The 21923-nt window shown below is 69.4% G+C and carries 17 protein-coding genes, 1 tRNA gene and 3 pseudogenes; 9 read left to right on the top strand and 12 right to left on the bottom strand.

Annotation, left to right across the window (positions count from 1 at the left end; genetic code table 11):
* Nucleotide 1 precedes the first annotated feature (1 nt).
* Both ACFY04_RS28905 and ACFY04_RS28900 read right to left on the bottom strand, forming a co-directional pair.
* Entirely contained in the window at nucleotides 2–3148 is a 3147-nt protein-coding gene (locus tag ACFY04_RS28905; RefSeq protein WP_389121076.1) for an AMP-binding protein, read from the bottom strand.
* 715 nt (nucleotides 3149–3863) lie between these two features.
* Nucleotides 3864–4323 (bottom strand): annotated as a pseudogene (locus ACFY04_RS28900) (Tn3 family transposase); the annotation flags it as partial.
* A 21-nt stretch (nucleotides 4324–4344) separates the two neighbouring features.
* On the opposite strand from ACFY04_RS28900, the pseudogene ACFY04_RS28895 reads away from it, so the two are divergent.
* Nucleotides 4345–4434 (top strand): annotated as a pseudogene (locus ACFY04_RS28895) (transposase); the annotation flags it as partial.
* Nucleotides 4435–4649: 215 nt separating this feature from the next.
* Nucleotides 4650–5303 (top strand): hypothetical protein, encoded by a 654-nt coding sequence (locus tag ACFY04_RS28890; RefSeq protein WP_389121074.1) that lies wholly within the window; start codon nucleotides 4650–4652, stop codon nucleotides 5301–5303.
* Between the two features lie 427 nt (nucleotides 5304–5730).
* Here ACFY04_RS28890 and ACFY04_RS28885 read toward each other — a convergent pair whose 3' ends face one another.
* The 3 genes from ACFY04_RS28885 to ACFY04_RS28875 are packed head-to-tail and all read right to left on the bottom strand — an operon-like array spanning nucleotide 5731 to nucleotide 9142.
* Complete coding sequence (locus ACFY04_RS28885; protein WP_389121071.1) at nucleotides 5731–6438, bottom strand: helix-turn-helix domain containing protein; 708 nt, start codon at nucleotides 6436–6438, stop codon at nucleotides 5731–5733.
* Nucleotides 6438–8546 (bottom strand): hypothetical protein, encoded by a 2109-nt coding sequence (locus ACFY04_RS28880; protein WP_389121069.1) that lies wholly within the window; start codon nucleotides 8544–8546, stop codon nucleotides 6438–6440. Before ACFY04_RS28880 ends, ACFY04_RS28885 begins: the two co-directional genes overlap by 1 nt.
* 8 nt (nucleotides 8547–8554) lie before the next feature.
* Nucleotides 8555–9142, bottom strand: a complete 588-nt coding sequence (locus tag ACFY04_RS28875; protein WP_389121067.1) for a helix-turn-helix domain-containing protein — start codon at nucleotides 9140–9142, stop codon at nucleotides 8555–8557.
* 787 nt (nucleotides 9143–9929) lie between these two features.
* On the opposite strand from ACFY04_RS28875, the gene ACFY04_RS28870 reads away from it, so the two are divergent.
* The 3 genes from ACFY04_RS28870 to ACFY04_RS28860 all read left to right on the top strand — a co-directional run bounded on the left by ACFY04_RS28870 (nucleotide 9930) and on the right by ACFY04_RS28860 (nucleotide 12723).
* Nucleotides 9930–10460, top strand: coding sequence for a peptidylprolyl isomerase (locus tag ACFY04_RS28870; protein WP_389121064.1), 531 nt, complete (start codon nucleotides 9930–9932; stop codon nucleotides 10458–10460).
* Between the two features lie 201 nt (nucleotides 10461–10661).
* Nucleotides 10662–10738 (top strand) — tRNA-Ala (locus ACFY04_RS28865).
* 1220 nt (nucleotides 10739–11958) lie between these two features.
* Nucleotides 11959–12723, top strand: a complete 765-nt coding sequence (locus ACFY04_RS28860; RefSeq protein ID WP_389121061.1) for a hypothetical protein — start codon at nucleotides 11959–11961, stop codon at nucleotides 12721–12723.
* 246 nt (nucleotides 12724–12969) lie between these two features.
* On the opposite strand, the gene ACFY04_RS28855 is transcribed toward ACFY04_RS28860, so the two are convergent.
* Nucleotides 12970–14109, bottom strand: coding sequence for a PucR family transcriptional regulator (locus ACFY04_RS28855; RefSeq protein WP_389121058.1), 1140 nt, complete (start codon nucleotides 14107–14109; stop codon nucleotides 12970–12972).
* 87 nt (nucleotides 14110–14196) lie between these two features.
* On the opposite strand from ACFY04_RS28855, the gene ACFY04_RS28850 reads away from it, so the two are divergent.
* Complete coding sequence (locus tag ACFY04_RS28850) at nucleotides 14197–15252, top strand: ferredoxin reductase (RefSeq protein WP_389121057.1); 1056 nt, start codon at nucleotides 14197–14199, stop codon at nucleotides 15250–15252.
* A gap of 7 nt (nucleotides 15253–15259) precedes the next feature.
* Nucleotides 15260–16378, top strand: a complete 1119-nt coding sequence (locus ACFY04_RS28845; RefSeq protein ID WP_389121055.1) for a fatty acid desaturase family protein — start codon at nucleotides 15260–15262, stop codon at nucleotides 16376–16378.
* Nucleotides 16379–17044: 666 nt separating this feature from the next.
* On the opposite strand, the gene ACFY04_RS28840 is transcribed toward ACFY04_RS28845, so the two are convergent.
* The 4 genes from ACFY04_RS28840 to ACFY04_RS28825 form a co-directional block, all read right to left on the bottom strand.
* Nucleotides 17045–17284, bottom strand: coding sequence for a hypothetical protein (locus tag ACFY04_RS28840; protein ID WP_389121053.1), 240 nt, complete (start codon nucleotides 17282–17284; stop codon nucleotides 17045–17047).
* Nucleotides 17272–17715 carry a hypothetical protein gene (locus ACFY04_RS28835; RefSeq protein WP_389121051.1) on the bottom strand — a complete coding sequence of 148 codons (444 nt, stop codon included), beginning with the start codon at nucleotides 17713–17715 and terminating at the stop codon, nucleotides 17272–17274. Before ACFY04_RS28835 ends, ACFY04_RS28840 begins: the two co-directional genes overlap by 13 nt.
* 90 nt (nucleotides 17716–17805) lie before the next feature.
* Nucleotides 17806–18000 (bottom strand): hypothetical protein, encoded by a 195-nt coding sequence (locus ACFY04_RS28830; RefSeq protein WP_389121050.1) that lies wholly within the window; start codon nucleotides 17998–18000, stop codon nucleotides 17806–17808.
* Nucleotides 18001–18390: 390 nt separating this feature from the next.
* Entirely contained in the window at nucleotides 18391–18882 is a 492-nt protein-coding gene (locus ACFY04_RS28825; RefSeq protein ID WP_389121049.1) for a hypothetical protein, read from the bottom strand.
* Between the two features lie 499 nt (nucleotides 18883–19381).
* Between ACFY04_RS28825 and ACFY04_RS28820 the strand changes: the two are divergent.
* Nucleotides 19382–19696, top strand: a pseudogene (locus ACFY04_RS28820) (hypothetical protein); the annotation flags it as partial.
* Nucleotides 19697–19920: 224 nt separating this feature from the next.
* On the opposite strand, the gene ACFY04_RS28815 reads toward ACFY04_RS28820, so the two are convergent.
* Nucleotides 19921–20535 carry a hypothetical protein gene (locus ACFY04_RS28815; RefSeq protein WP_389121048.1) on the bottom strand — a complete coding sequence of 205 codons (615 nt, stop codon included), beginning with the start codon at nucleotides 20533–20535 and terminating at the stop codon, nucleotides 19921–19923.
* Nucleotides 20536–21059: 524 nt separating this feature from the next.
* Complete coding sequence (locus ACFY04_RS28810) at nucleotides 21060–21275, bottom strand: hypothetical protein (RefSeq protein WP_389121046.1); 216 nt, start codon at nucleotides 21273–21275, stop codon at nucleotides 21060–21062.
* A 17-nt stretch (nucleotides 21276–21292) separates the two neighbouring features.
* Here ACFY04_RS28810 and ACFY04_RS28805 point away from each other — a divergent pair, with 17 nt between their 5' ends.
* Nucleotides 21293–21895 (top strand): potassium channel family protein, encoded by a 603-nt coding sequence (locus tag ACFY04_RS28805; RefSeq protein WP_389121045.1) that lies wholly within the window; start codon nucleotides 21293–21295, stop codon nucleotides 21893–21895.
* Nucleotides 21896–21923: the final 28 nt, after the last annotated feature.

The following is a 21923-nucleotide window of genomic DNA, read 5'->3' as shown; positions in this document are numbered from 1 at the left end:
CTCATGCCTGCTCCCGAGGTGTGTGGTGACGAGTGCTCAGCGCGTCGGCGAGGGCCGAGACCGTCTGATACTTGAACAGGTCGGTGATGGGTATGTCGGCGGAGATCTGCTCTCTCATCCTGCGGTGGAGTCTCACCGCTGTGAGCGAGGTGCCGCCCATTTTGAAGAAGCTCAGCGATCGCGGAACCTCGTTCTCCGGCAGCCCGAGCGCCTCGGCCCACAGCTGCGTGAGGTGCTGTTCCAGAGCGAGGCGCTGCCGGCCTTCGGCCGCGGTCTCCTCGCCGTCGGCGGGGACAGGCAGGGCACGCGTGTCGGCCTTGCCCAGGGGGGTGAGGGGAAGACCGTCCAGATGAACAAGGTGATCCGGCAAGCTCTCCGCGGGCAGCCGATTCGCGAGGTACGCGCGGACCTCCTCGGCCGAGGTCCCGGCCGGCGCCACGAAGTAGGCAACCAGTGCATGACGGTGCTCGGGATGCGCCTGCACGACAGCGTCAGTGACCTGGGGATGATCCAGGAGCAGACGGCGGACGGCATGGCCGACGCCCCGCGAACCGCGGACGTCCGACGCCTCGGCGTCGCGCCCGAGCAGTTCGAGCAGGCCGTCCGCTCGAACCCGGGCGAGGTCTCCGGTGCGATAGAGCGACCGCTCCGCACCTTCCTGCAGGCTTCCGGCGAACGGGTCCGCCGGGAACCGCTCGGCCGTCAGCTGATCGCGATTGACGTAACCGGTGGCCACCGGGGCTCCGCCCAGGAGGAGTTCACCGACGAAGCCGGGCGGGAGCAGTTGGCCCCCCGCGCCCACGACCCAGGCCTGGGCGCCGTCGATCGGCCGGCCGATGGGCGGCACCACCCAGGTGGCTTCGTCGCGCGGGGTGCAGACGTGGAAGACGGCGCCACCCGCGGTCTCCGGCGCGCCGTACAGATTGACGACGCGTGCCGAGCTCGTACGGCTGACGGCGTCTACGACGGGCTGATCCAACACTTCACCGTGGACGAAGATCCAGCGCAGTGCATCACAACCGTCGAGGCCACCCGTGGTGAGCACCGCTTTCAGGAGCGTGGGCACGAGCTGCGCAATGGTCACGTCGTACCGACGCAGCTCGCCCGCGAGACCCGCCGAATCCTGACGGGGTGTCGCCGGAGCCACCACCACCGCGGCACCGAGGGTCAGCGGAGCGAGATACTCCCACAGCGAGGCGTACGATGCCGGTGAGGTACTGAAAAGGAAACGGTCCTGTGTCCGGAACCCGAACTGCCTTTGCTTCCAAGCAAGGTTGTTGGCGATCGCACGGTGGGGAACGGCGACCGTCCTGGGCAACCCGCCGTCCCCGTCGACGGTGATCAGATACGCGGGGTCGTTCTCCTCAATGCAAGCCTCTGCGAACCCCTGCCCCGCCACGGACCCGTCCGGCTCGACGCGAACGACAGGAACGCCGCCCGGGAACTGCAGGCCTTCCGTGCTGTCTGCCAACACCGCTGCGACCCGGGCGTCCTTGAGTACGAACGCGCGATGCCGCGCGGGCCGTCCCATGTCCACGTGCAAGCAGGTGAGACCGCTTCGAAGCACAGCCAAGGCGGCAGTGACGAGCGCCGCGGAAGGCAGAAGACACAGGGCGACCGCGCTGCCGGGAGGCAGACCTAAACCGGCCAGGCGCATGGCGAGGCGCCGGCTGTCCTGATCCAACTCCCCATACGTCATCTCCAAGCCGTCGGCCATGACGGCCACGGCTTCGGGCATCGCTTCCGCGCACGCGGCAAAGGCCACCGGCACGAGAGGTGGGGGCGCCACCTCCTCTGCAAAGGAAGGACGTTCCTCTGCTTGCCGGAGGTCGGAATCTGCGACCAGCTGCACCTCCTGGGCGGTGATGTCCTGGCCCGCGAGCATCTGCTCGAGCACCCGCGTCAGAGCGCGTGCCAGGCTTCGGGCCACCGAAGAGGGCCACGGACCTTCCCTGAAGTCCAACCGTCCCGTGACCACCGAGCCACGCACGTGGACCGAGAAGAGCAGATCTGCCTTTCCGTCACGAGGAAGGAGCGGAATCCGCTCGGCGACGACACCGGGCAGGGAGAGCCCGGTGTCGTCCTCCGTGTCGTTGAGGGACATCACCGCGGAGAGGCCGACCGCCACGGACGGACCGTGGTCTCGTCTCAGCGCCTCCCACATCGGCCGCATCGAAGCCCCTTGATGGGCGAGCAGTTCGAGAACGGAGTCCTGGACCTGCTCGACATAGTCACGGAGCTGGAGCTCCCCTCTGCCGGGCGGCCGGAAGGGCAGGAGTTCGGAGAACAGTCCCACGGCGCCCTGGTACATCGACCTTTGCCAGTGGACAGCCGGATAACCGATCAGAAGGTCGTCGCTCCGGTAGAAATGCTGAAGCGCGAGGGAGAACGATGCGAGGAGGACGGAAAACGGTGTGACCGACAGACTGTCGCACCTCTCCACCAGATCCCGAGGCAGCTCGACCGAAACCGAAGATGCACGCAGCGAACGACCAGCCTGGGGAAGAGCATCCCAGGTATCGGGGAATGTCCCGAGTCGCTGTGCGTAATCTCGCCAGAATTCGGAATGCTCACGACCCTCGGCGGACTCGTTGAACTCTGCCTGCGCGGTGGCGTACTCAAAGTAGCCGTCCCGTGGGACGGTGGCCGGCGGGTCGGCCTCTTCCGTCAGGGCGGCCCGATACGACTCCGACAGGTCCGACATGACGAGGGCCACCGACGGGGCATCCACCGCAATGTGATCTAGCACCAGCAGGAGAACCGCTTCGCACGGAGCGGAGCGAAAGAGATGAGCGCGCATCCGTACGGGGGATTCAGTAGCAAACGGGATCGCGGCGGCAGCGGAAATCACGCTTTCCATGCGCTCATCAGGCACGTCTCGCACATCCAGAACGGACTCCGGCGTCTCGTGGACCACCTGATACGGAGGGCCGTCGTGCTCTTGGACGACAGAGGTGCGCAGAACGGGATGGAGGTACAGGAGCCGGCGGATCGCCGAATCCAGGACGGACGCATCCAGACAACCTCTGAGACGATAGGCCACCGGGATGTTGTACGCGTCGCTGCCCGGATGTAGCTGCTGAGCTGCCCAGACGGCCTGCTGCTGCTGTGTGGTGGGCCGGACACGTCCAGCCACAGATAAAGCCATCTCGAACCGACCCCCGTCGTCTTTGAATTACGCGTTAAAATGGCCACCGAACGCCTTGAAGCCCCACGTCAGCCCGAAACACCGGATGGAACGTAATGAAATGACCTGACGGGAAATAGTGAGAGAGTTACAGATAGGCATGCCACACAGGAGTGACGATGTCAGGCGCGCTTACCCTTCCGATCTCGCCTCCGCTTGGGCTTCCATACAGCCGCACCTTTTACATGTGCTTCGCTGCCGAAAATGAATCATGGACCAGAGGGGGACTTCAATTTTTATTATCGGAAGATGGCCGAAAACTATGGCCGAGATACTTAGCTTCACAGTGCACCCATCGGGGCGTACGCCACTCCTCCACACCCTCGCTGCGCCACGCGGGAGGGGGTGACCTCTCGACAACACACACACGAAAGAGTAAAGAGATCACAAAGGATGCACCATCGAGGAGCGAGTTGAGCGTCCGTTTACTGACTTGATAAAGATTGCGATGGATGGAGGAGTTGTACGATTCATGCACTACGTGCGCTATCTGCAGCGACTCCCCCAGACGGACAGCCGCTCTCCGAGGGGTCGAAATCTCGCCACGGCCACAGCGACCGTAATGGCCAAATCGGTCCGGCGGCCCATACGGCACGCCGGCCATAACGAAGGGGTCGCGTACCAAGGAGATCCGCAGGATCACGTGACCGACGGTTGACGAGTGCCCTGCCGCAGTCCGCAGCGTGGACACCGCAGCATCCATGTAGCGGGTGTCGGACAGCGTGAAGGCGTTGAGGACCAGGCCGAGCGCACCAATATGGCCCTCCATGCCCTCCTGAGTGCTGGTAGTGCTGGCCGGCGCGGCCCTGGAAGACCTTCCGGGCGAGGGCGTGGCGGCCTTCTTGGAGGTTGGTATGGGCCTTGATCTGGCGCCGGTAGGGCGGCTCGTCGGCCAAGCGCAGGATGTGCGGGCTCTTGGCGATCCAGCCGTAGTACGCGATGGCCTCGCCGAGCACGGTCGGTCGGCCGTCGCGGAACAGCATGCGGATCACCTCGTAGGCCCGCACCGCGCCGGTGTGGACCGAGCCGGTGATCCACAGCACGTCCTCCCTGTTCCGCTCGATGCGCTCCAGGTCGACCCGGCTGATGCGCCACAGCTTCTGGTCGAGCAGATCCGCCGGCTGTGTCGCGTAGGCGACCCGGCCAGGGGCCGTGCCTCCGAGAGCTGCCGCGGCGAGGGCAAGACTGACGCCAAGGACGCCGCCGTCATCGCCGACCAGGTTCGCACCCGCCGCGACCTGCAACCCTGACGCACCGGCGACGAGACGGTCAGCGGCCTCGAGATCCTGGTGTGGCGGAAGGGTCGCGTGGACGTGGTCGGGATTGGATGCTGTCGACGTGGCGGCGCTGAAGCACAGCTGCGACGGTGGCCGACTCACGGACGAACGCTGGAACGCGACTGGAGGATTTCCCGGGCATTTGAGTGTCAAGCGATCACACGCTGCGTACCATCGCGTCACGCATGTACGTCCACGAGAGACACGAGGATCCCATGAGCACTGGCACCAAAGCCGCCGGAATCCAGGACGACTACGCCCAGCAGATCGCCGGCGACCTCTCGGAGAACCAGACTGCGCAGGAGCAGGTGCGGAGCGAACTCCAGCGGCTGCAGGAGGAACTGCATCAGCTGGAGGACAACAGCCGGGTCCTCCTGAGGATGCAGGAGGCTCTGGGTATCCCCGCTGAGACTGCGTCCTCGCAGGCCGCCAACCGCGGCGCGAAGCGTGCCGCAGTACCCTCCGCGCGGAGCGCCTCCCCGGCAGGGAAGAAGGTCGCAGCCTCCAAGACTGCGGCTCCCGTCAAGGCCCCCCGGGCAAGGAAGTCACCGGTCAAGGCCACTTCAACGGCCAAGGACACGGGACCGTCCTGGCTTGAGCTGATCACCACTGTCTTCGCCGGCCGAACGGAACCGCAGTCGGCCGCCGAAGTCACCGAAAGCATCAGCACCGCACACCCCGAACGCAAGGTGCAGGCAACAGTCATCCGCAACACCCTTGAGCAGGCTGTCTCCCGCGGACTCCTCGAGCGCTCCAAGCAGGGCCGGTCCGTCTATTACATCCGCGCCGCCACCCCCCTGGCAGAGGCTGACTCCGCTACACCCCAGCAAGCCTCGTAGCCGACTCATCGCAAGCCGCACGACATCTGAATCCGTGTCGGAAGAGGCGTCCGAGAGCGGGTTCACCGGGTGGCATCCGCAACGACGTCACGCAGCTGATATGGATGCATCGATGCTGATGCGCCCGGCCCGCGGCCAGCCCTGAGCGCCGGCCCGGTAGTGCTTGCTCACCGGCGTCGCCCAGGACCCCGACCTTTCTGCGCGCGAAGCCGTCCGACTCTGCCACCGCAGGGCGGTCAACCGCGGCCCACCTCGTTCGCGTCTCCAGAAACCGCCGCAGGGAGCGTGCGAGGCTGCGGCGGCCAGGGCCGAGTCCGGAGGAGAGGGCCTCTCGGTCGACCGCCAACGGGCGTCCGCCCGCCGTCGTGCCCTCTTCGGCCGGGTATCGAGCGGGGGGGCAGGCCGACGCTCGTCACCCGTGTGCCGTTCAGCGGGGGAGCCAGGTGCGAATCTCAAGGTGGGTGATGTGGGCATGGGAGTGGATGCGGCCTGTTTCCACGAGCCACTGTTGGACGGCTGCGGTGACGTCCCCGCCTGTAGCGTCCACGCGACGGGCGAAGTCGGCGGCGGCGAACCCGCCGGTGGCGGCGGAACCGTAGGAGCGTTCCTCGCTCTGGTCGGGGCGCTGGATGGTGTCGCGGCGGATGCCGGCTGAGTCGGTGCGGCTGCCGGAGGGGTGCACGTAGTCGGCCTTGTGGAGGCGGACGGTGAAGGCCAGTCGCAGCCCGCGCCGGGCGGCTTCGGCGATGAGTGGACGTAGACGGGTGGAGCCTGAGGCGATGGCCTGGGCGCTGACTCGACCGGTGCCGCTTCCGCTGGGGGTGATCAGTACTGCTTTGCTGCGGACGCGGGCGCGGGTGCCGGCGGCGGTGATTCGGCGGGTGACGTGGGGGGCGGCGAGTGCGGCGAGTGCGGGGATGTCGCTGATGCCGACCTGGACGGCGTCCAGGGCGTGGGTCAGGGCGGGGATGAAGGCTGCGCCTTTGCCTCGCGTGTAGAACTGGGAGACCAGGGACGGGTCGCGGTTGATGATGCGAGCGACATCGCGTTTGGTGAGGCCTGCGGCCTGGAGCTGGTCGGTGAGGCGGGCTGCTTCACCTGCGGGGCGCAAGGCGGCGCGGCGGTGGGGCGGCATCAGGCCTGCTCCCTGTTCCGGGTGAGAGCGGCGCGTCCGGCGTCGCGCAGGGCGAGGAGGTCCTCTTCGGTGCTGGGGGCGGGGATGGGGCCGGTGAGGTGGCCTTTGTTGAGGTAGTCGCCGGGCTGGTTGTGGTGGGGCCAGTTCTGAGGGGCGGTGAGGTAGAGGGCGTCGGTGCGGAAGGCGACGACGCTTCCGGGCGGGGTGTGGAGGGCGCCGACGAAGGTGTTGTCGGCGCGCATGCGTTGGGAGAGCAGGGCGGCTCGGGCTCCGGACCAGATGCCGGCGGCCCACTCGGGGTGGGCGTAGGGGTCGCGGGCGAAGCCGGTGGGGCGTTGCCAGGTGATGTGGTCGTGGTCGAAGGCGATGATTTCGGCGTCGGCGGGGACGTCGCGTTCCATGGTGCGGGGGGTGGTTCCGGTGACCATGCGGGGGCGTTGGGCGAAGGAGCCGATGCCGTACAGGAGGATGGCGCGGACGGCGCGGGAGGCGAGGTGGGCGGCGGTGCGCTGGGCGGGGGCGCCGTGGAGCTGGGCCTGGGCCGCGAGGCGGGACCAGGCTTCTTTGAGTTTCTTCGACCAGTCGTCGAGGGGCTTGCCGTCGTCGAAGAGGAGTCCGTCGAGGATTTCGATCTTCCAGGGCTGGATGGGGTTGGCGAGGGCGGTGTAGATCTCGGGGCCGCCGGCCCAGGTGGTGAACGTGGTGCCGGGGGTGGCGGGGTAGTGCCAGGCGCGGTCGCCGGGGGCGGGGGCCGGCAGGATCCCGACGTGGTTCCAGCCGGTGGGGACGGTGACGCGGACGTGCCAGTGGCCGCAGCCGAAGAGGGCTTTGGTCTGTTCCTTCTCGGACCAGGTGGCGAAGGTGGTCGCGGTGATGCGGCGGGGGGTGCCGACGCCGGACTTCCAGGTGTGTTTGGCGTAGGCGAAGGTGCGGTCGTACTCGACCAGGGCGGACAGCTGCTCGGGGACCCGGGGCGGGGTGATCAGTTCGGTGCGGCCCTGCCCGGCGGTTGCGTGGAGCAGGCCGCGGAGCTCTTCGGACAGGACGGGGTAACCGTCGGCGTACTGGCCGCGTTCGGGGATGGTGCGGGTCCACAGGTCGCGGCCGGTCTGCGAGGGGGATCCCATGATGACGGCGTCGGGCCAGTGGGAGCGCAGGGTGGTCCACAACAGGACGAACGCGTCGCGGACGATGGCGGGCGCGATGTCGGTGGTGTCGAACCACTCCCCCGCGGAGCGGATCTCGACGTGCTGTTCGCCGCTGTCGCGCTGGTAGCGGCCGACGGGGTTGCGGGGGTGGACGAAGTGCCCGGCCAGGCGGTCCTTGCCTCGGCCGGTGTCGGTGCGCCAGCCGGGGGCGGGGGCGTTCAGCCAGGCGGCCACCGCGTCCTTGAGGTAGGGGTGGCGGTCGGCGTCGCGGTGCCAGGGGGCGCCGGCGGTGATGTAGATCCGTTCGACGCCTTCGGGTACGGCGTGGAAGACGGCGGTGAGGATCTCCCCCACCGAGCCGTGGCCGAGAGCGAGTTGGAGGGTGCGGTCGCGGTGGACCAGGGTGCCTGTGGTGGCGTCGAGGAAGACGGTGGAGCGGGCCTGCTGGGTGAAGTTGGGGTGGGTGGAGGCGAGGTTCGGGGTGTGGGTGAACCAGCTGTCGCCCTCGGGGCCTTCGGGGATCGAGGGCAGGGCACGCTCGCGTTCCGTGGGGGCCGGTGTCGGCGCTGGTTCGAGGGCCGGCTGCTGCTCAGGGGCGGTGACGATCCGGGGTGTCAGCGCGGGGGCGAGGGCGCCAGGAGTTTCCTCCTCCTCGGTCTCCTCCGGAGCCTGCGCGGGCGCGGGCGCGGTCACCGGGGCAGGCTGCTCCAGCGCGGTGTGCGCGGGCTCGGCGGCGAGGGTGGCCGGGGCCAACGCCGGAACCAGGGCGACGACCTCGGCCAGACTCAGCCCGGCGGCTGGCGCGATCCGCTCGGCCTTCGCCTTCTCGTACTCGGCCAGCAGGGTGATCTTCTTGTCGCGTTCGGCTTCGAGGCGGGCCAGCGCCGCTTGCGCCTTCTTGATGTCGTCCCGCAGCACACGCAACTCACCTAGAGCAGCGGCGTAGGTCTTGGCGTCCATCACAGTCCCTAGGAAGTACGGGCGTAGGCGATCGCTCCGCCCGAGTGGGAAATCAGGCGGGTGCCGAGCAGCAGTCCGGCGACTTCTCGGGGCTCGACGTCTGTGGCGTGCAGTCGGGTAGTGGGGCGGGCCAGGTCGGTGACATGGCCCGCCAGCACAGCGTCGGGGAAGGCGTGGCGGCCGCCTTCCATGTCCCAGGTGTCCAGTCCGGTGAGGACCGCGACCACGTATCCGGACAGAGTCACTGGCAGCACTCCCCCGGCCGCAACGCTCGCCGCGTCACAGCGCCACCAGCCCCGGAGGGATTTCAGCAGGTCGTCGGCGCTCAGGTGTGCCGCATAGCCGATCCAGTCCCGGTCATCACCTTCGAGGGCGGGCTTGGCCACGTCGACACGGAGCACTGCGATCTCGCGGACCGGCAGCTGATGGAGCGGTGCAAGCCGTCGGTCCCGCAGAGCCTGGACCACCTCCAGTGGCACCATCACGCGGTTACCCCGGCGGGACAGGCCGGGCAGTACGCCAGCCTGGACAAGGCGGCGGAAGGTAGTGGCCGCGCAACCCAGCTCGTCCGCTGCCTGGCCAGTGGTCAGCAGCATCCCTTCACCACCCTTCAACTCCCGTGACACGGCATCGGATGCCAGACGATAACGACTCCTCCCCAAACGATGCAAGCCGACTCCAATATCAGAGTCCGCTTTTACATCGGTGGCGTTGGTCTGGCTGCTGGCGACCGTCGGCGCCTGGGGACCCGTGCTCGGCATGCCGGCAGGTGACCGATGCCAATACCCTTCAAGTGCGGCACAGGGACGGCGTGAATGGACCTGTCCGGGCGCTCCGGCTCGCGGCAGGACAGGTCCACAACCGACTCCGAACCTGGGCTGCCGCACTTGGAAACGCGCCCTGACGCCCCTGCTCACGCAAGCCCGAGGTGCGGCCCAGCCAGGCCTCCTCGACAACGGCATCAAGTGGCGGGCGGTCCCCGCCATCGGACATGACGGACGCAGAGTGGGCGGTCATCCGTCCTCTGCTGCCGGTGCCGGCCTGGCTGGCCTGACCGACGCACGTCGTCGCTACGCGGGGTCGGCCGCGCCGGCCTCCTGTCGTTGACCATTCCCGCCGACCACACCACGCCCTAGACTGCGACCGCTCCAAAACCTGGCGATCATCAGGAGGGCGCGCAAGATGAATCGAGCACTGATCAGCGCATTTGCGGCCGTGACGTTAGTCGTGTCCGGGGGAAGTGCCGCCACCGCTTCCGACGGCGCTCCGCCGCGCACCACGCACGGCCCTTGCCAGTACACACAGACCCCGGACGAGCCGCCCGCGCGTCATGTTCCATTGCCGCCCGACCCACGGCGCACCCCTAGCCGTGGCACGGTTGACATGGCTGTTCCGACCAGCCAGGGTCCGCTCCCGCTGCGTTTGGACCAGGCCAAGGCGCCGTGCACGGTCCAGAGTTTCCTGCACCTGGCACGGCACGGGTTCTACGACCGAACGGTGTGCCACCGTCTGACGGCGTATCCGACGCTGAAGGTCCTACAGTGCGGCGACCCGACCGGTACCGGTGAGGGAGGGCCCGGGTACAAGTACAAGGACGAGCTACCGGTGGATCTGCCACCCGCACCGACCGATCCGACCGGCGCGCGCCGCCTGTACGGGCGCGGCCTGCTGGCGATGGCCAACGCCGGTCCGGACACGAACGGCTCACAGTTCTTCGTCGTCTACGGCGACTCCGCACTACGCCCGAACTACACGGTGTTCGGCACGGTCGGCCCCGACGGCCTGGCAACACTCGGCAAAACCGCCGCCGGAGGAATCGAGCCGGCCGCGGAGGACCCGGCACCGGTCGACGGCACACCCGTGCTGCGGACCGAGCTGCTCCGCGTCCGGCCGTCCTGCCGGCATTATTGGTGAATCCAGCAGCGCTGACCGGGCGCAGCTAACTCTGGCCGTGCCGGTCGGCTCCATAAGGCCGACCGGGGCACAGGGTCGGGCGGGCAGCCTGTGGTCGTGCTGGATACGGCTGCTGCCGTCCTCTGGACGGCTGCGAACGGCAGGCTCGAAAACCCGCTACGCGGGTCCTGGCCGGAACGCATGGGGTGGCGTACCGCGGCGGGGGAGCTGTAGCGCAGAGGTGGACGCGCCCTCTTGGCAAGAGGGGAGGACGCCGGTTCGAATCCGGCCGCTCCCCGCCGTGCAGTACCCACGAAACGGCCGGCGCCGGAACGGATCCCGACACCCGTGGAGACCACGGGTTGGGGGCCCGCCGACCCCCGGGGGCGTAGCGCGCGCCCGGTTCGGGTCATGTGGCCGGTGCGGGGCGGCCCCGGCCGTACTGCGTCCCGCGATCGGGGGACCGGGGCCTGTCCCGCACACTCCCTACCGGCACGGGCCGGGCCGGAGCCTAGCCCTCCGGGGGCCACAGTTCACAGAATTTCGGTCACACGTACGACGCCGGACCTGATCTCGATGTGCGAGGCGCTGGCGGTCGGGTTGGATGCCGGCGACCGGGGCGGTACCGGCGACGTGTGACGGCTGTCGGCCTACCCGCGGTCGACAGCGCCGCGGGGGCTGGGAGCAGCCCGTCCGAGGGTGGCTCCGCAGCAGTCGCTATTGCACCCCTTGACCGAGTATGGCCGGGCGTTGCCGCGCGGGGCGAGGGGTGAGCCCCGCCCGGACAGAGTGCTCTCCCCCGGCCGATCGGGGCGACGCTCCGCAGATGATGGGGGTCCCTGACGGCTTCGTGCACGGGCACGGCGGACGCCCGGTCAGCCCGCCGGCGCGTCCACGTCCTCACACGCACTGCTGGCGGCCGTCTCGGGCGGAGTGGCGATCGCTCCTGCCAGTGCTCCCGCTCCCCCACCAGGCCCCGCTCGGCGGGCTCGGCGTACCAGGCCCAGGCTTCGGTGCCCGTGGTGCCGGCGGTCGATCCGGACTGGATCGCGATCACGTACTGGCGGCCGGGCTCCAGGACCGCGTAGCGGTCCGGGTCCTCCGTGGCGTACCGGCCCGGGGTGCCGCCGTTCTTCACGCCCGGCCACTGCCACTCCCGCACCGACCATCAGCGGATCAGCTGAAAGTGCTGCGGCCCTGGGGCTTGGCCGGGCACCGTAGGGTCCCAGAACGTCATGGCGCGGCCGGCACGGAGGAAACATTGACTACGCCTCGGCGCCGCCCGCGTGCCAGGTGGCCGGCCGGATCTCCAGGGACCGCGGGTACGCGCTGATGCCCGGCTCGCCGTCGGTGCCTGAGCCAGCATGCCGCGGTCGCGTGCCTCCTGGATGACGTGTGGAAGACCTGGACGAAGTGACGGCCCCTTCCTGTCTCCCCCTCCCCGGGGAGGGGGAGACAGGGCGCTGGTTAGAGTGCGGGGCGGACCGTTCAGGTCCGCTCGCGCTCTGGGGGGGTTCGCGTGTCCGAGTACCGTCTCGTCTTCTCCGCCGCACTGGTCACCGCTGGCTGCCTGCTGCTCTCCGCCTGCGGAGGCACCCCCGCACCCGGCGGCGCCGACCGCCCGACGGACGGCACGCGCACCTCCGCCGCGCCCGCCCCCTCGAAGCCGACGCCCACCGCTCCGTTGCCGGCGCCGAGGGCGGCGGGCGAGGTACCGGACACCGCGCGACTGGTGGAACTGGCGCTGCAGCCGGGCGAGACCGCCGGGGTCCGGGAGGACGGGGGCAGCACCCACAGCCTGGACGAGGTCGAGGTGAGGCCGCTGTTGCCTGCCGAACTGACGGCCCCCTGTACCGCCATGTGGGGCCTGCTCCGCCAGCGGGGCGCCCACGCCGCCGTCTCCCAGACCTTCGACACCGAGGAGCCGGGGAGCCCGACGGTCAACTTCCTGTCGTCCTATGCGGGGACCGACGCCGTGACGGTCTTCGGCCGGCTGCGCACGGCACTCGCGGGCTGTCCATCGGTGGAGGAGGACGGCCGCACGGTGACGATCTGGTACGAGGACCTCGACACGGGGGGCTTCCCGGAGGACACCCTGCGCATCCGGATGACCATGACCGATGCGGGCTCCACCGGCCCCGCCGAGGTCATCGACCGCATCGTGACCCGGGTCGGCGTGTGCGTCACCGACCTCTCGGCGACGGGAACGGAACCGTACCCGCGCGTCTCCGAGACGCCCGTCCTGCGCCAGATCGACCGTCTCCGGGCCGCTCAAGGACTCTGAAACCGCGTACGGCCCCGCCCCGACGGCTGGCCGGGTCCCAGGCACCGCCCGGCCGGACCATCGCGCGCCCCGCGGTGCTCCGGCCGTCCACCGCGACCGGGGCCCCGTCCGCCTCCACCAGGCCCCGCACCGCCCGCTTGCTCGCGCGGTACGCGGCGCCGTCCGCCCGGGCCTGCTGTGCCGCCGAGAACGAGGCACGATTCCTGGACTGCTCGCGGACGCGGTCGTGGACGGTCGAAGTAGGCGTCAGCTGATCCGAAGACCGACCGCCAGCGTCAGTTCAAGGACCCGGTGTGGCGATGCGAGATCCGGAAACAGCTCGCGCAGCTGCGACATCCGGTACCGGACCGTCTGGGGATGGACGAACAACGCCGCCGCCACCTCGTCCCGCCTGCCCTGGTGCAGCAGCCACGCTCGCAACGTCTCCTCCAGCCGCCGTGCCGTCGCGACAGGCAAGGTCCGCAACGGTGCGAGGGCTCGGGCACGCAGGTCTGCGAACGCTTCCACGTCGGCGCTCAGCACCAGCTCGGGCAGGTGGTCCTCGGTGTCGCGGATATCGGAGGAGAGGGAGCGCGCGCGTACGGCTCGTGCGTACGAGGCGGACGCACGAGTCCATGGCCGGGCCGGGCCGACCACGGCGGTGCGGTCGGTCAGCTGCCGCAAGAGATGTGACCGGTCGGCATCGGGGACGAGCAGCACACCGGTGGCGTCCGGCAGATCGTCGAGGACGAGAGTGCTCGGGTCGAGCGCGCGGTAGGCAGGCCGGGCCTGGGCGGCGGGCAGCAGGACCGCGGTCAGCGAAACCGGAGGCTGCCACCCGGCCCGTTGAACAGAGGCCAGCAGCACCTCCGGGCTCGCGCCGGTGAGGAGGTCGCGGGCCAGGTGTTCCAGGTGGCGCTCGTGGGCCCTGCCCCGGGCGGCCAGTTCGTCGGCGTGGCCCGCGGCGCTCGCGGCAGAGAGCTCGTCGATGTAGGCGAAGGTCAGCTCGGCGAACTTGGCGACCTCGGCGGCGGGCAGACCTACGGGTACGGCACCCGCTGCCAGGCATCGCCAGGCCACGCGGGCGCCGACGCGGTAGGCGCTGAGCAGGGCGTCCATCGAACGGCCGTCGCGCACCTCGCCGCGGCCCAGCTCGTAGGCTGCGTCACCGGCGTCGCCGCCTGTGGCGTTCCCGCTCGCGAGGTCCAGGTAGTGCCCCAGGGCGGTACGGACGGCTCGGCGGATGGTGGCGCCCATGCGGCCCGAAAGGGCGTTGGCGTAGGGAGGGACCTCGTCGATGATCGCCTGGACGACCTCGTCGGCGGTGGTCTTCAGCGCGGCCCGAAGTGCGGTGACCGTCGTCTCATCCAGGGCCAGTTCGCTGGCCCTCCGGATTGCATGGCTCACGGTTTTGTTCCCTGCGAACAATTCAGCCGATCAGATTTACGTCCTGCGGTCAGGACTTTACCCCTTGAGGCGCAGCAAGCTGGAGTCATGACGAGTGCAGCCCTCCGCAGCAGGGCGTGGAAACTGCTGGAGATGGTCACGACGCCGCTGCTGCCGTCGGACTACCTCGACCTGGTCAGCCCGCTGCGTGCGGGCGCTGACCTGCGTGGGCGCATCGAGGCCGTGCACCCCGAGACGGGTGACGCCGCGACTATCGTGATCAGGCCGGGACGGGGCTGGCGCGGCCACACAGCCGGTCAGTACGTGCGGATCGGGGTCGACGTCGACGGGGTGCGCCTGTGGCGTGCCTACTCCATCACCTCGCCGACAAGCCGCCAGGACGGCCGCGTCACGATCACCGTGAAGGCGGTCCCGGACGGCAAGGTCAGCAACCACCTGGTCCGCAGGGCGAAACCGGGCACGCTGGTCCAGCTCGACCAGCCGACCGGTGACTTCGTGCTGCCGCAGGCCAAGCCCGCCAAGGTGCTCTACCTGACGGCCGGCAGCGGCATCACGCCCGTGATGGGCATGCTGCGCGACATCGAGTTCGACGACGTCGTCATGGTCCACTGCGCGCCACGGCCGCAAGACGTGATCTTCCGCAACGAACTGCACGACCTGGTCGCGGACAAGAAGCTGCGGCTCACCGAGGTGCACACCGATACGGACGGCATGCTCGACATCGCCCGTCTCGACGAACTCGTGCCCGACTGGGCCGAGCGTGAGACCTGGGCCTGCGGGCCCGCGGGCCTGCTGGACGCCGCCGAAGAGCACTGGACCGAGCACGGCGTACAAGAGCGCCTGCACACCGAACGCTTCCGCCCCGGCATCGTCGTCGCCGGCGACGGCGGCGAGGTCACGTTCAGCGCCACCGGCAAGACCGTCGACGCGGACGGCGCCACGCCGTTGCTGGACGTCGGCGAGGAGGCCGGCGTGCTCATGCCCTCCGGGTGCCGCATGGGCATCTGCTTCGGCTGCATCACGCCGCTCAAGGCGGGCGCCGTCCGCGACCTGCGCACCGGCGAGATCACCGAGGCCGAGCCGGGCGTCCTCATCCAGACCTGCGTGTCCGCCGCGGCGGGCCCCTGCGACATCGAACGGTAGGAGCACCTTGACCGCCATCGACCCCACCGCCCACCTGACCGCGGAGCAGATCGAGGAGCTTGGCCGCGAGCTGGACGCGATCCGCGACGAGGTGATCGCCGGCCGCGGCGAGGAAGACGCCGCCTACATCCGTAAGGTCATCTCGGCGCAGCGCAAGCTCGAGCTGGTCAGCAGGGGCGTGCTGCTGTTCTCGATCTTCCCGCCCGCGTGGCTGCTCGGCACCGCCGGTCTGTCCGTGGCGAAGATCATGGACAACATGGAGATCGGCCACAACGTCCTGCACGGCCAGTGGGACTGGATGCGAGACCCGAAGATTCACTCCACCACCTGGGAGTGGGATCACGTCTCGCCGTCCGAGCAGTGGAAGCACTCGCACAACGAGCTGCACCACACGTACACCAACGTGATCGGCAAGGACAACGACCTCGGCTACGGCATCATGCGCGTCGACGAGGACCAGAAGTGGCACCCGTTCCACCTCGGCCAGCCGCTGTGGAACTTCATCAACGCCTGCTTCTTCGAGTACGGCATCGCAGCGTACGACCTGGAGCTCGGCAAGAACCTGCACAAGCGCCGCCGCAAGGACCCGGAGTTCCGCGCGCGGGCCAAGGCCGTGGGCCGCAAGATCCGCAAGCAGGTGCTCAAGGACTACGTGATCCACCCGCTGCTGTCGGGCCCGTCGTTCCTCACCACGCTCGCCGCCACGTTCACCGCGAACCTGGTCCGCAACATCTGGTCCCACTCGGTGATCATGTGCGGGCACTTCCCCGAGGGCGTACAGGTCTTCGAGCGCCGGTCGATCAAGGACGAAACGCGCGGCCAGTGGTACCTGCGCCAGATGATGGGCTCGGCGAACATCAGCGGCAGCAGGGCCATGCACTTCATGACCGGCAACCTGTCGCACCAGATCGAGCACCACCTGTTCCCGGACCTGCCGAGCAACCGGTACGCCGAGGTCGCGGTGAAGGTGCGCGCGCTGTTCGAGAAGTACGAGCTGGAGTACGTCACCGGGCCGCTCCCCAAGCAGGTGTTCTCCGCGTGGCGCAAGGTCTTCCGGCTCTCACTGCCGAACAAGAAGCCCAAGGTCAAAACGCCGGACCGCGAGCAGGAGCTCGTCGCGGCCTGATTCCCGGTATTGGTTCAGATCTTTCGGCCGTACCGGCGGCACCGCCGGTACGGTCAGCCGCGGTGGAACAGGTCTGCGCCTGCCGACCGGTGCCTTCCTTTTGGCGCGGTTCCTTCGCCGCCGGGAGCCTCCCGGCCTTCCTGGCGCCACCCATTCCCCGCGGGCGCGGGGTCGACACTTTCCGAGCTGCTATTTTATCGGCCCGGGTGGCTGTTCTCATTCAGTTGCTTCGCGGCGGAGGAGACCTGCCCGTACAAGTTGACAAGCTTTCATCCGGCGTAGCGGCGTGTCACCACGTTATCCCCCGCCGACCGGAATCCGAGGTCAGTGCAGGAGCTGGGTGACCCCCGGGCCAGGTCCTCGCCTCCCGCAACCGGACACGCCGTCACCGCCGCCCGTGGCAGCTGCTCACGGGTGCACGTCCGGCTCCCCTGGCCGGTGCGGTCTGCTGCCGGTGGGAGCGGGGCCTCGGCCGGGGCCGGCCGGGCGGCCGCTGCAGTGGGGGTGGTGATGGAGCGGGAGCGGGCCGCCGCCGGAGAGACGCGGGGGCCGTCGGGGACCGGGATACCGGGCGGGGCAGGGCGCGCAGAGCCTGGCCGACCATGCGGCCCGCGAGCTCGGAGGACGACCCCCGCTGCCAGGTGATGTTGTCCATCAGCCGGGCCTTCAACCGGTCGCGCAGGCCCTGCTCGACTTCGGGGCTTCGGGCGATGTCGGCCATGCGGGTCGCGAGCAGGGCCAGGCGCGGGTAGCGACCAGGAGGGCCGTGTCCCGCTCGGAGTCCTTCGTGATGGTGACGAGTCGGCTGTTGGCCACCGTGTCGACGCCGAGCTGCTCGAGGGCCGCGGGCCGGTCGGACAGGTCCAGGTCGTTCGGGACGCTCAACCCCTCGGTCAGCGGCCCCACATCGCGCGGGCATCCGCGCTCACCGCCACCAGGGCCGGTCCCGAAGCCTGATCCGGTGGCGGAGCAGCGGCCGGAGCGGGGACCGGGGCCGGGGTGGGCGCCGCCCACGGGTCACCGGTCGTTCCCATGCGCGCGGCCAGCACGTCCCTGTCCGGTACCGCGCGGCCGACGGCGGGTGCAGGAACGTGAGCACGTGCGGGGGCGGTGGCCGCCGCCGGGGCGGGCGCGGCCGCGGGTGCCTGGGCTGCGGCCGCGGTGGTGACGGCGGCGACGACGGCGACGGCCTGATCGACCCCGGCTCCGGCGACGTGCGCGTCCACGAGGATCCGGGAGACGTCGATGCCGCGGGCGTCGAGGCGGCCCATCGCGGCCGCGATGTCCGGCCAGGCCGGGGAGGAGAGGATCGCGTCGCGCACCAGGCCTTCGGGCATCGTCGTCTTGAGGAGGTCGGCCCACCGGTCGGTGCCCTCCGCCTTCGTCCGGGGCCGCGTTCGCGGTGACGGCCTGGTGGACCCCGGAAGTCATCCGGCCCATCTGCGGCGGAACCCCGCCAGGTCGACACCGGCCTGCTGGAGACCGACGAGCCGACAGGCCAACTGCGGCCAGTCCGCGCCCTGCATCAGCACGGCCAGGACGTCGTCGCCGAGGTGGCCGCGCAGCTGCTCCGCCGACCAGCCCGGCACCATCGCCCCGGCGTGGATTGGGCTCAGGAGCAAGGCGCCGGCCCGGATCCCGGTCGTATGGCCATGCGGCTCGTGACGGCGAGCGTGTGGCGGGTGGTGCCGGTGCACGGCGAGATGACGCAGTCGTTTTTGGGCAGGGTGGCAGCCCGGTACGGCATCGAGTTCAGGGAGCTGCTGTCAGCGGTCGCTGAGGTGGGTGGGCTGTCGAATGTCATGGGCCGAGCACGTCCGGACAGCTGCGCTGTGCCGTGTCGCGCCGCATCACCTGGACAAGGCGCTGCCATATTCCGCTCGCCGGTCCGCAAACAGCCGGACGGCAGCTGGGACTACATGCGGGGCTACGGCCAGTCCTTCGAGCGGCTGGCCGATGCCGTCGACCCCGTCGCGAAGGCTGGACCATGCGCGCGGCACGCGTGTGCCTTCTCAGCGCAGGACTTCGACCAGCGCGATCCAGGAGATGACGAGCGCCGTGATGATTGCCACGATCGAACCGGCGGCGAACCATACGATGCCCTGTGGCGAGCCGGTGACAAGGAGCGCGGCACCGACGAGGTATGCGAAGGGCGCCACAAAGCCGATGGCAGACTTACCGAATTTCATCTGGTTGTCGGGGTGGCGGTTCTCGTAGATCCGTCGCGCCGCCTGCACCTGCAAAAGACCTGCGCCGACTGCGAGTGCGGCCATTGACAACCCGTACGACATCGGCGAGACCTCGGGGACAAGCCCCACTGCAGAACCCGAGAGCGCCAGCACGAGGCCGGCGATGCCGCCAGCCAGTCGCGATGTGAGCGACGGCGCTTTGACGACCTCGGCGATGTTGACGCTTGCCGCCACGATCACAAGGCCAGCGAGCGCCCCCGCCGATCCCATCATGGCGACATTGAAGTCATTCCACCCTTCCAGGTATTCCACCACATTTCATACCCTATCGGAATTGATCAGAAATTCGCCCGAAGGCTGCCTGTGTGTGGCGGCCGCCGGAATCCGGCCACGCAATCGACCGCTTCCCGCACCGGCGGCGCGGCAGGCGCAGGCGCAGGCGCGGGTGCGGGGGCGGGTGCCGGTCCGGCAGGAGGTGCACCCCACGGATCGTCTACCGTGCCCATGCGCGCGGCCGGCACGCCCCTGGCCGACACAGCAGCATCTGCGGCGGGCGCCGGAGCGGAGGCCGCGGCGCCCGCACAAAGCAAGGCTCCCCTGGCTCAACCTGCCAGGAACGGCGGCGATACGCCGCGGGCGGCGGGCCGGCGCTGGAGTACTTCGAAGGGCAGCCGGCCGGCCACGCCGCCCGGTCGGTGCCCGGGACCACGACGACCCGCACCAGGGACAGAGCGACTCCCGCCTGCCCCGTCACTGCGACGGTGAAAATCTGCGAACCAGCCCGCCCAGTCGATCATGAACACAAAGTGAAAGGATGTGCGAGATGCTCGTGTACAAGGACGCCCTCGGCTACACCCAGGACGAGCTGTTCAGCGACGCGTGCCCCATCGAAGACCTCCCCGCCCTGTACGCCGTCACCGCGCGGACCATCACCAAGGGCGCCGGGGTGATCGCGGGCCTGGACAGCACCTACGCTTCCGGAACCGGCGATGACACGTCCGGCGACGCCAAGTCCGCCCAGGTCATCAACCTCGTCGACGCCCACCGCCTCCAGGAGACCGGCTACGACAAGAGGGGCTACGCGGAGCACCTGAAGGGCTACCTCAAGGCTGTCGAGTACCGCCTCACCGACCACACCCCGACGCCGTCGACGCCTTCGCCCGCCCCACCCAGAACGGCAACTGGACCTTCATCTTCTGGAGGCACGGCCTCACCACCCAGAAGTACTAGCCCCCCGCCCCGCCACCCACCCAACGGGGCCTGCCCCGCGACACACGACAGCGCGGGCCGCCACCAGAACGCGGCGGCCCGCGCCGGGGCTCCGTTCCTCAGGCCGCGGTGCGGCCCGCCGACTCAGGCGAGGACGTTCACGGCCCTGGCGACGACGAGTCCAAGGATCATGAGGGAGAGGACGGACTGGAGGGTCATGACGCTCTTGGCCCAGGGAGCGAGTGGCATGACGTCGGTGGGGCTCAGCGCGGTGGAATTGGTGAACCCGAGGTAGAGGTAGTCGATGTAGTGGGGGCGCCAGTGCGGGGCGTTCAGTTCGGGGCTGAGATGTTGGGGAAAGGCGAGCGCCGGAGTGGGTGGCATGTGGTGGGCCCGGGCGGCCGGCCCTCCGCTGTCGAGTTCGAAGTACAGCAGGGAGAAGGCGAGAACGGTGGAGGACCAGACGCTGCCGCCGGCCAGCAGGAGGGCATTGGCGGAGTTGGTCTCGTGCCCGCCGTGGATGAGGTCGTCGATCAGCTGGACGGTCGACCAGACGGCGCTGCCCACGAGCACGACGACCAGGGCGATCGCCACCGAGCGCAGGACGGTGGAGCGGCGGCTGATCCGCCCGGGGTCTCCCGAGATCAGCGCCACCAGCAGGAGGCCTTCGGCTAGGGGAAGCGCCCATCGGGGTCCAAGACGCAGGTCGTCGGGCAGAAGCAGGGTGAGGACCGCCGATGCGATGACCGCTGCGGCCATCGGCCAGCGGCTCTCCGTGCGGACAGCAGATCTCGGATGCGGCTCGCGCGGGCTCATACGGTCCGTGTCGGACGGGTTCGGTCCGGTCACGGCCGATTGCTTCCCGGGCCCGGTGGCAGCTCAGATCGCATGTGCCGCCGAGCTCATACGGTGTCGGCGTTGCGGATGCTGCCGGTCGTCCTTGGTGTGGGATTCATGTACCGCTCCTTGCGGGTGAAGGCGTACGGGGCGGCTTGTCCCGACGGCCTCGACGACCGCGCCTGGGACGCTCGCTCGGGATGACACGGCGCCGGACCTCGGATCCACCGTAGACCGGGGTGATCAAGGTCCGCGGCCGACACGCTCTGCATTCACACGCCCGCCGAGCCGCAGGCCGACAGGACACGGCGACGAGCCGCATGATCAGTCGGCGGCTTCGCCTGCTGCAACAGACCAGAGACCCCAGCGTTCTCTTCTACGGCCTTCACCCCATCCCACGCCCCACTCCTGGCAACAAGGCGGACTCTGGGCCGGGGTGCGTGCCGTTAGCTGTCCTGCGCGGTCAGGAGCAGGACCAGGGCCTCGGAGCGGGTGGTCCCGAGCGCGGTGGCCACCGCTTCGGCAGACATCCCGTCGTCGCGCAGCGCGCCGGCGGTCTGCGTGGAGGGCTGGGCCGAGCGGTACCCGCGCCGGCCGCCCCCGCCGGAGCCGACGGGGCAGCGGGATGAAGCGACCGCCGGGACTTGAGGACCTTCCCGCACGGAAGCGGTCCCTTCCCGTGCTGCGCGCACCGCTGCGGCCGGTGCTGACCGCCGCGGGTCTGGTGGCGGACTACTGCACACTGCCCTTGGACGAGGCCCTTCACCACCGCAACGGTGGTCGTGCTGGTCATCGGTCTGCTCGCAGTGTCCGCCCTCGTCGCCTGGCAGACACGTTCGATCACCCGTTCCCGTATCCCCGGCTGAAAGCCATCGAGGCGCTCGCGACCATCTTCCCGCTGTTCATTTCGCTGTTCACGGCAAGCTACTTCCTCATGGAGGGGAGCCAGCCCGGCTTCTTCAGCGAGTCGTTGAGCAGAACGGATGCCCTGTACTTCACGGTGACAGTGCTTTCCACCGTGGGCTTCGGCGACATCACAGCCAAGACCGGGGTGTCCCGATGCGTGGTGATGGTGCAGATGCTGGGGGGCATGGTCCTGGTCGGCGCCGCCGTGCGTGTCATCCTGGGCGCCGTCAGCGCAGGCCTTGGCAGGCGCGCGCAGTCCGCATCCCCCAAGCCGCGACCGGTCCGCCTGCGGCGCAGGACCCGTCGGACGAACCACCGGGCATGGCCTCTGACTCGCCTGAATGAGGGCCGCTCCACCACTTCGGATCGCCGGTGAGCCCGCACGGTGCGTGACTGTGTCACGT

Origin of the sequence: Streptomyces sp. NPDC001549, assembly GCF_042894025.1 — a bacterium.
In the GTDB taxonomy this organism is placed as follows: Bacteria; Actinomycetota; Actinomycetes; order Streptomycetales; family Streptomycetaceae; genus Streptomyces; species Streptomyces kutzneri.
This window is presented reverse-complemented; position numbering and strand designations above follow the sequence as displayed.

Excerpts from the sequence above, each read along its gene's own strand:
- ACFY04_RS28890 (WP_389121074.1), top strand. The coding sequence starts at position 4,650 with ATGTACGTCCACGAGAGACACGAGGATCCCATGAGCACTGGCACCAAA.
- ACFY04_RS28875 (WP_389121067.1), bottom strand. The coding sequence starts at position 9,142 with ATGCTGCTGACCACTGGCCAGGCAGCGGACGAGCTGGGTTGCGCGGCC.
- ACFY04_RS28835 (WP_389121051.1), bottom strand. The coding sequence starts at position 17,715 with ATGCCCGAAGGCCTGGTGCGCGACGCGATCCTCTCCTCCCCGGCCTGG.
- ACFY04_RS28850 (WP_389121057.1), top strand. The coding sequence starts at position 14,197 with ATGACGAGTGCAGCCCTCCGCAGCAGGGCGTGGAAACTGCTGGAGATG.
- ACFY04_RS28880 (WP_389121069.1), bottom strand. The coding sequence starts at position 8,546 with ATGGACGCCAAGACCTACGCCGCTGCTCTAGGTGAGTTGCGTGTGCTG.
- ACFY04_RS28815 (WP_389121048.1), bottom strand. The coding sequence starts at position 20,535 with ATGGCCGCAGCGGTCATCGCATCGGCGGTCCTCACCCTGCTTCTGCCC.
- ACFY04_RS28885 (WP_389121071.1), bottom strand. The coding sequence starts at position 6,438 with ATGCCGCCCCACCGCCGCGCCGCCTTGCGCCCCGCAGGTGAAGCAGCC.
- ACFY04_RS28870 (WP_389121064.1), top strand. The coding sequence starts at position 9,930 with ATGGCTGTTCCGACCAGCCAGGGTCCGCTCCCGCTGCGTTTGGACCAG.
- ACFY04_RS28905 (WP_389121076.1), bottom strand. The coding sequence starts at position 3,148 with ATGGCTTTATCTGTGGCTGGACGTGTCCGGCCCACCACACAGCAGCAG.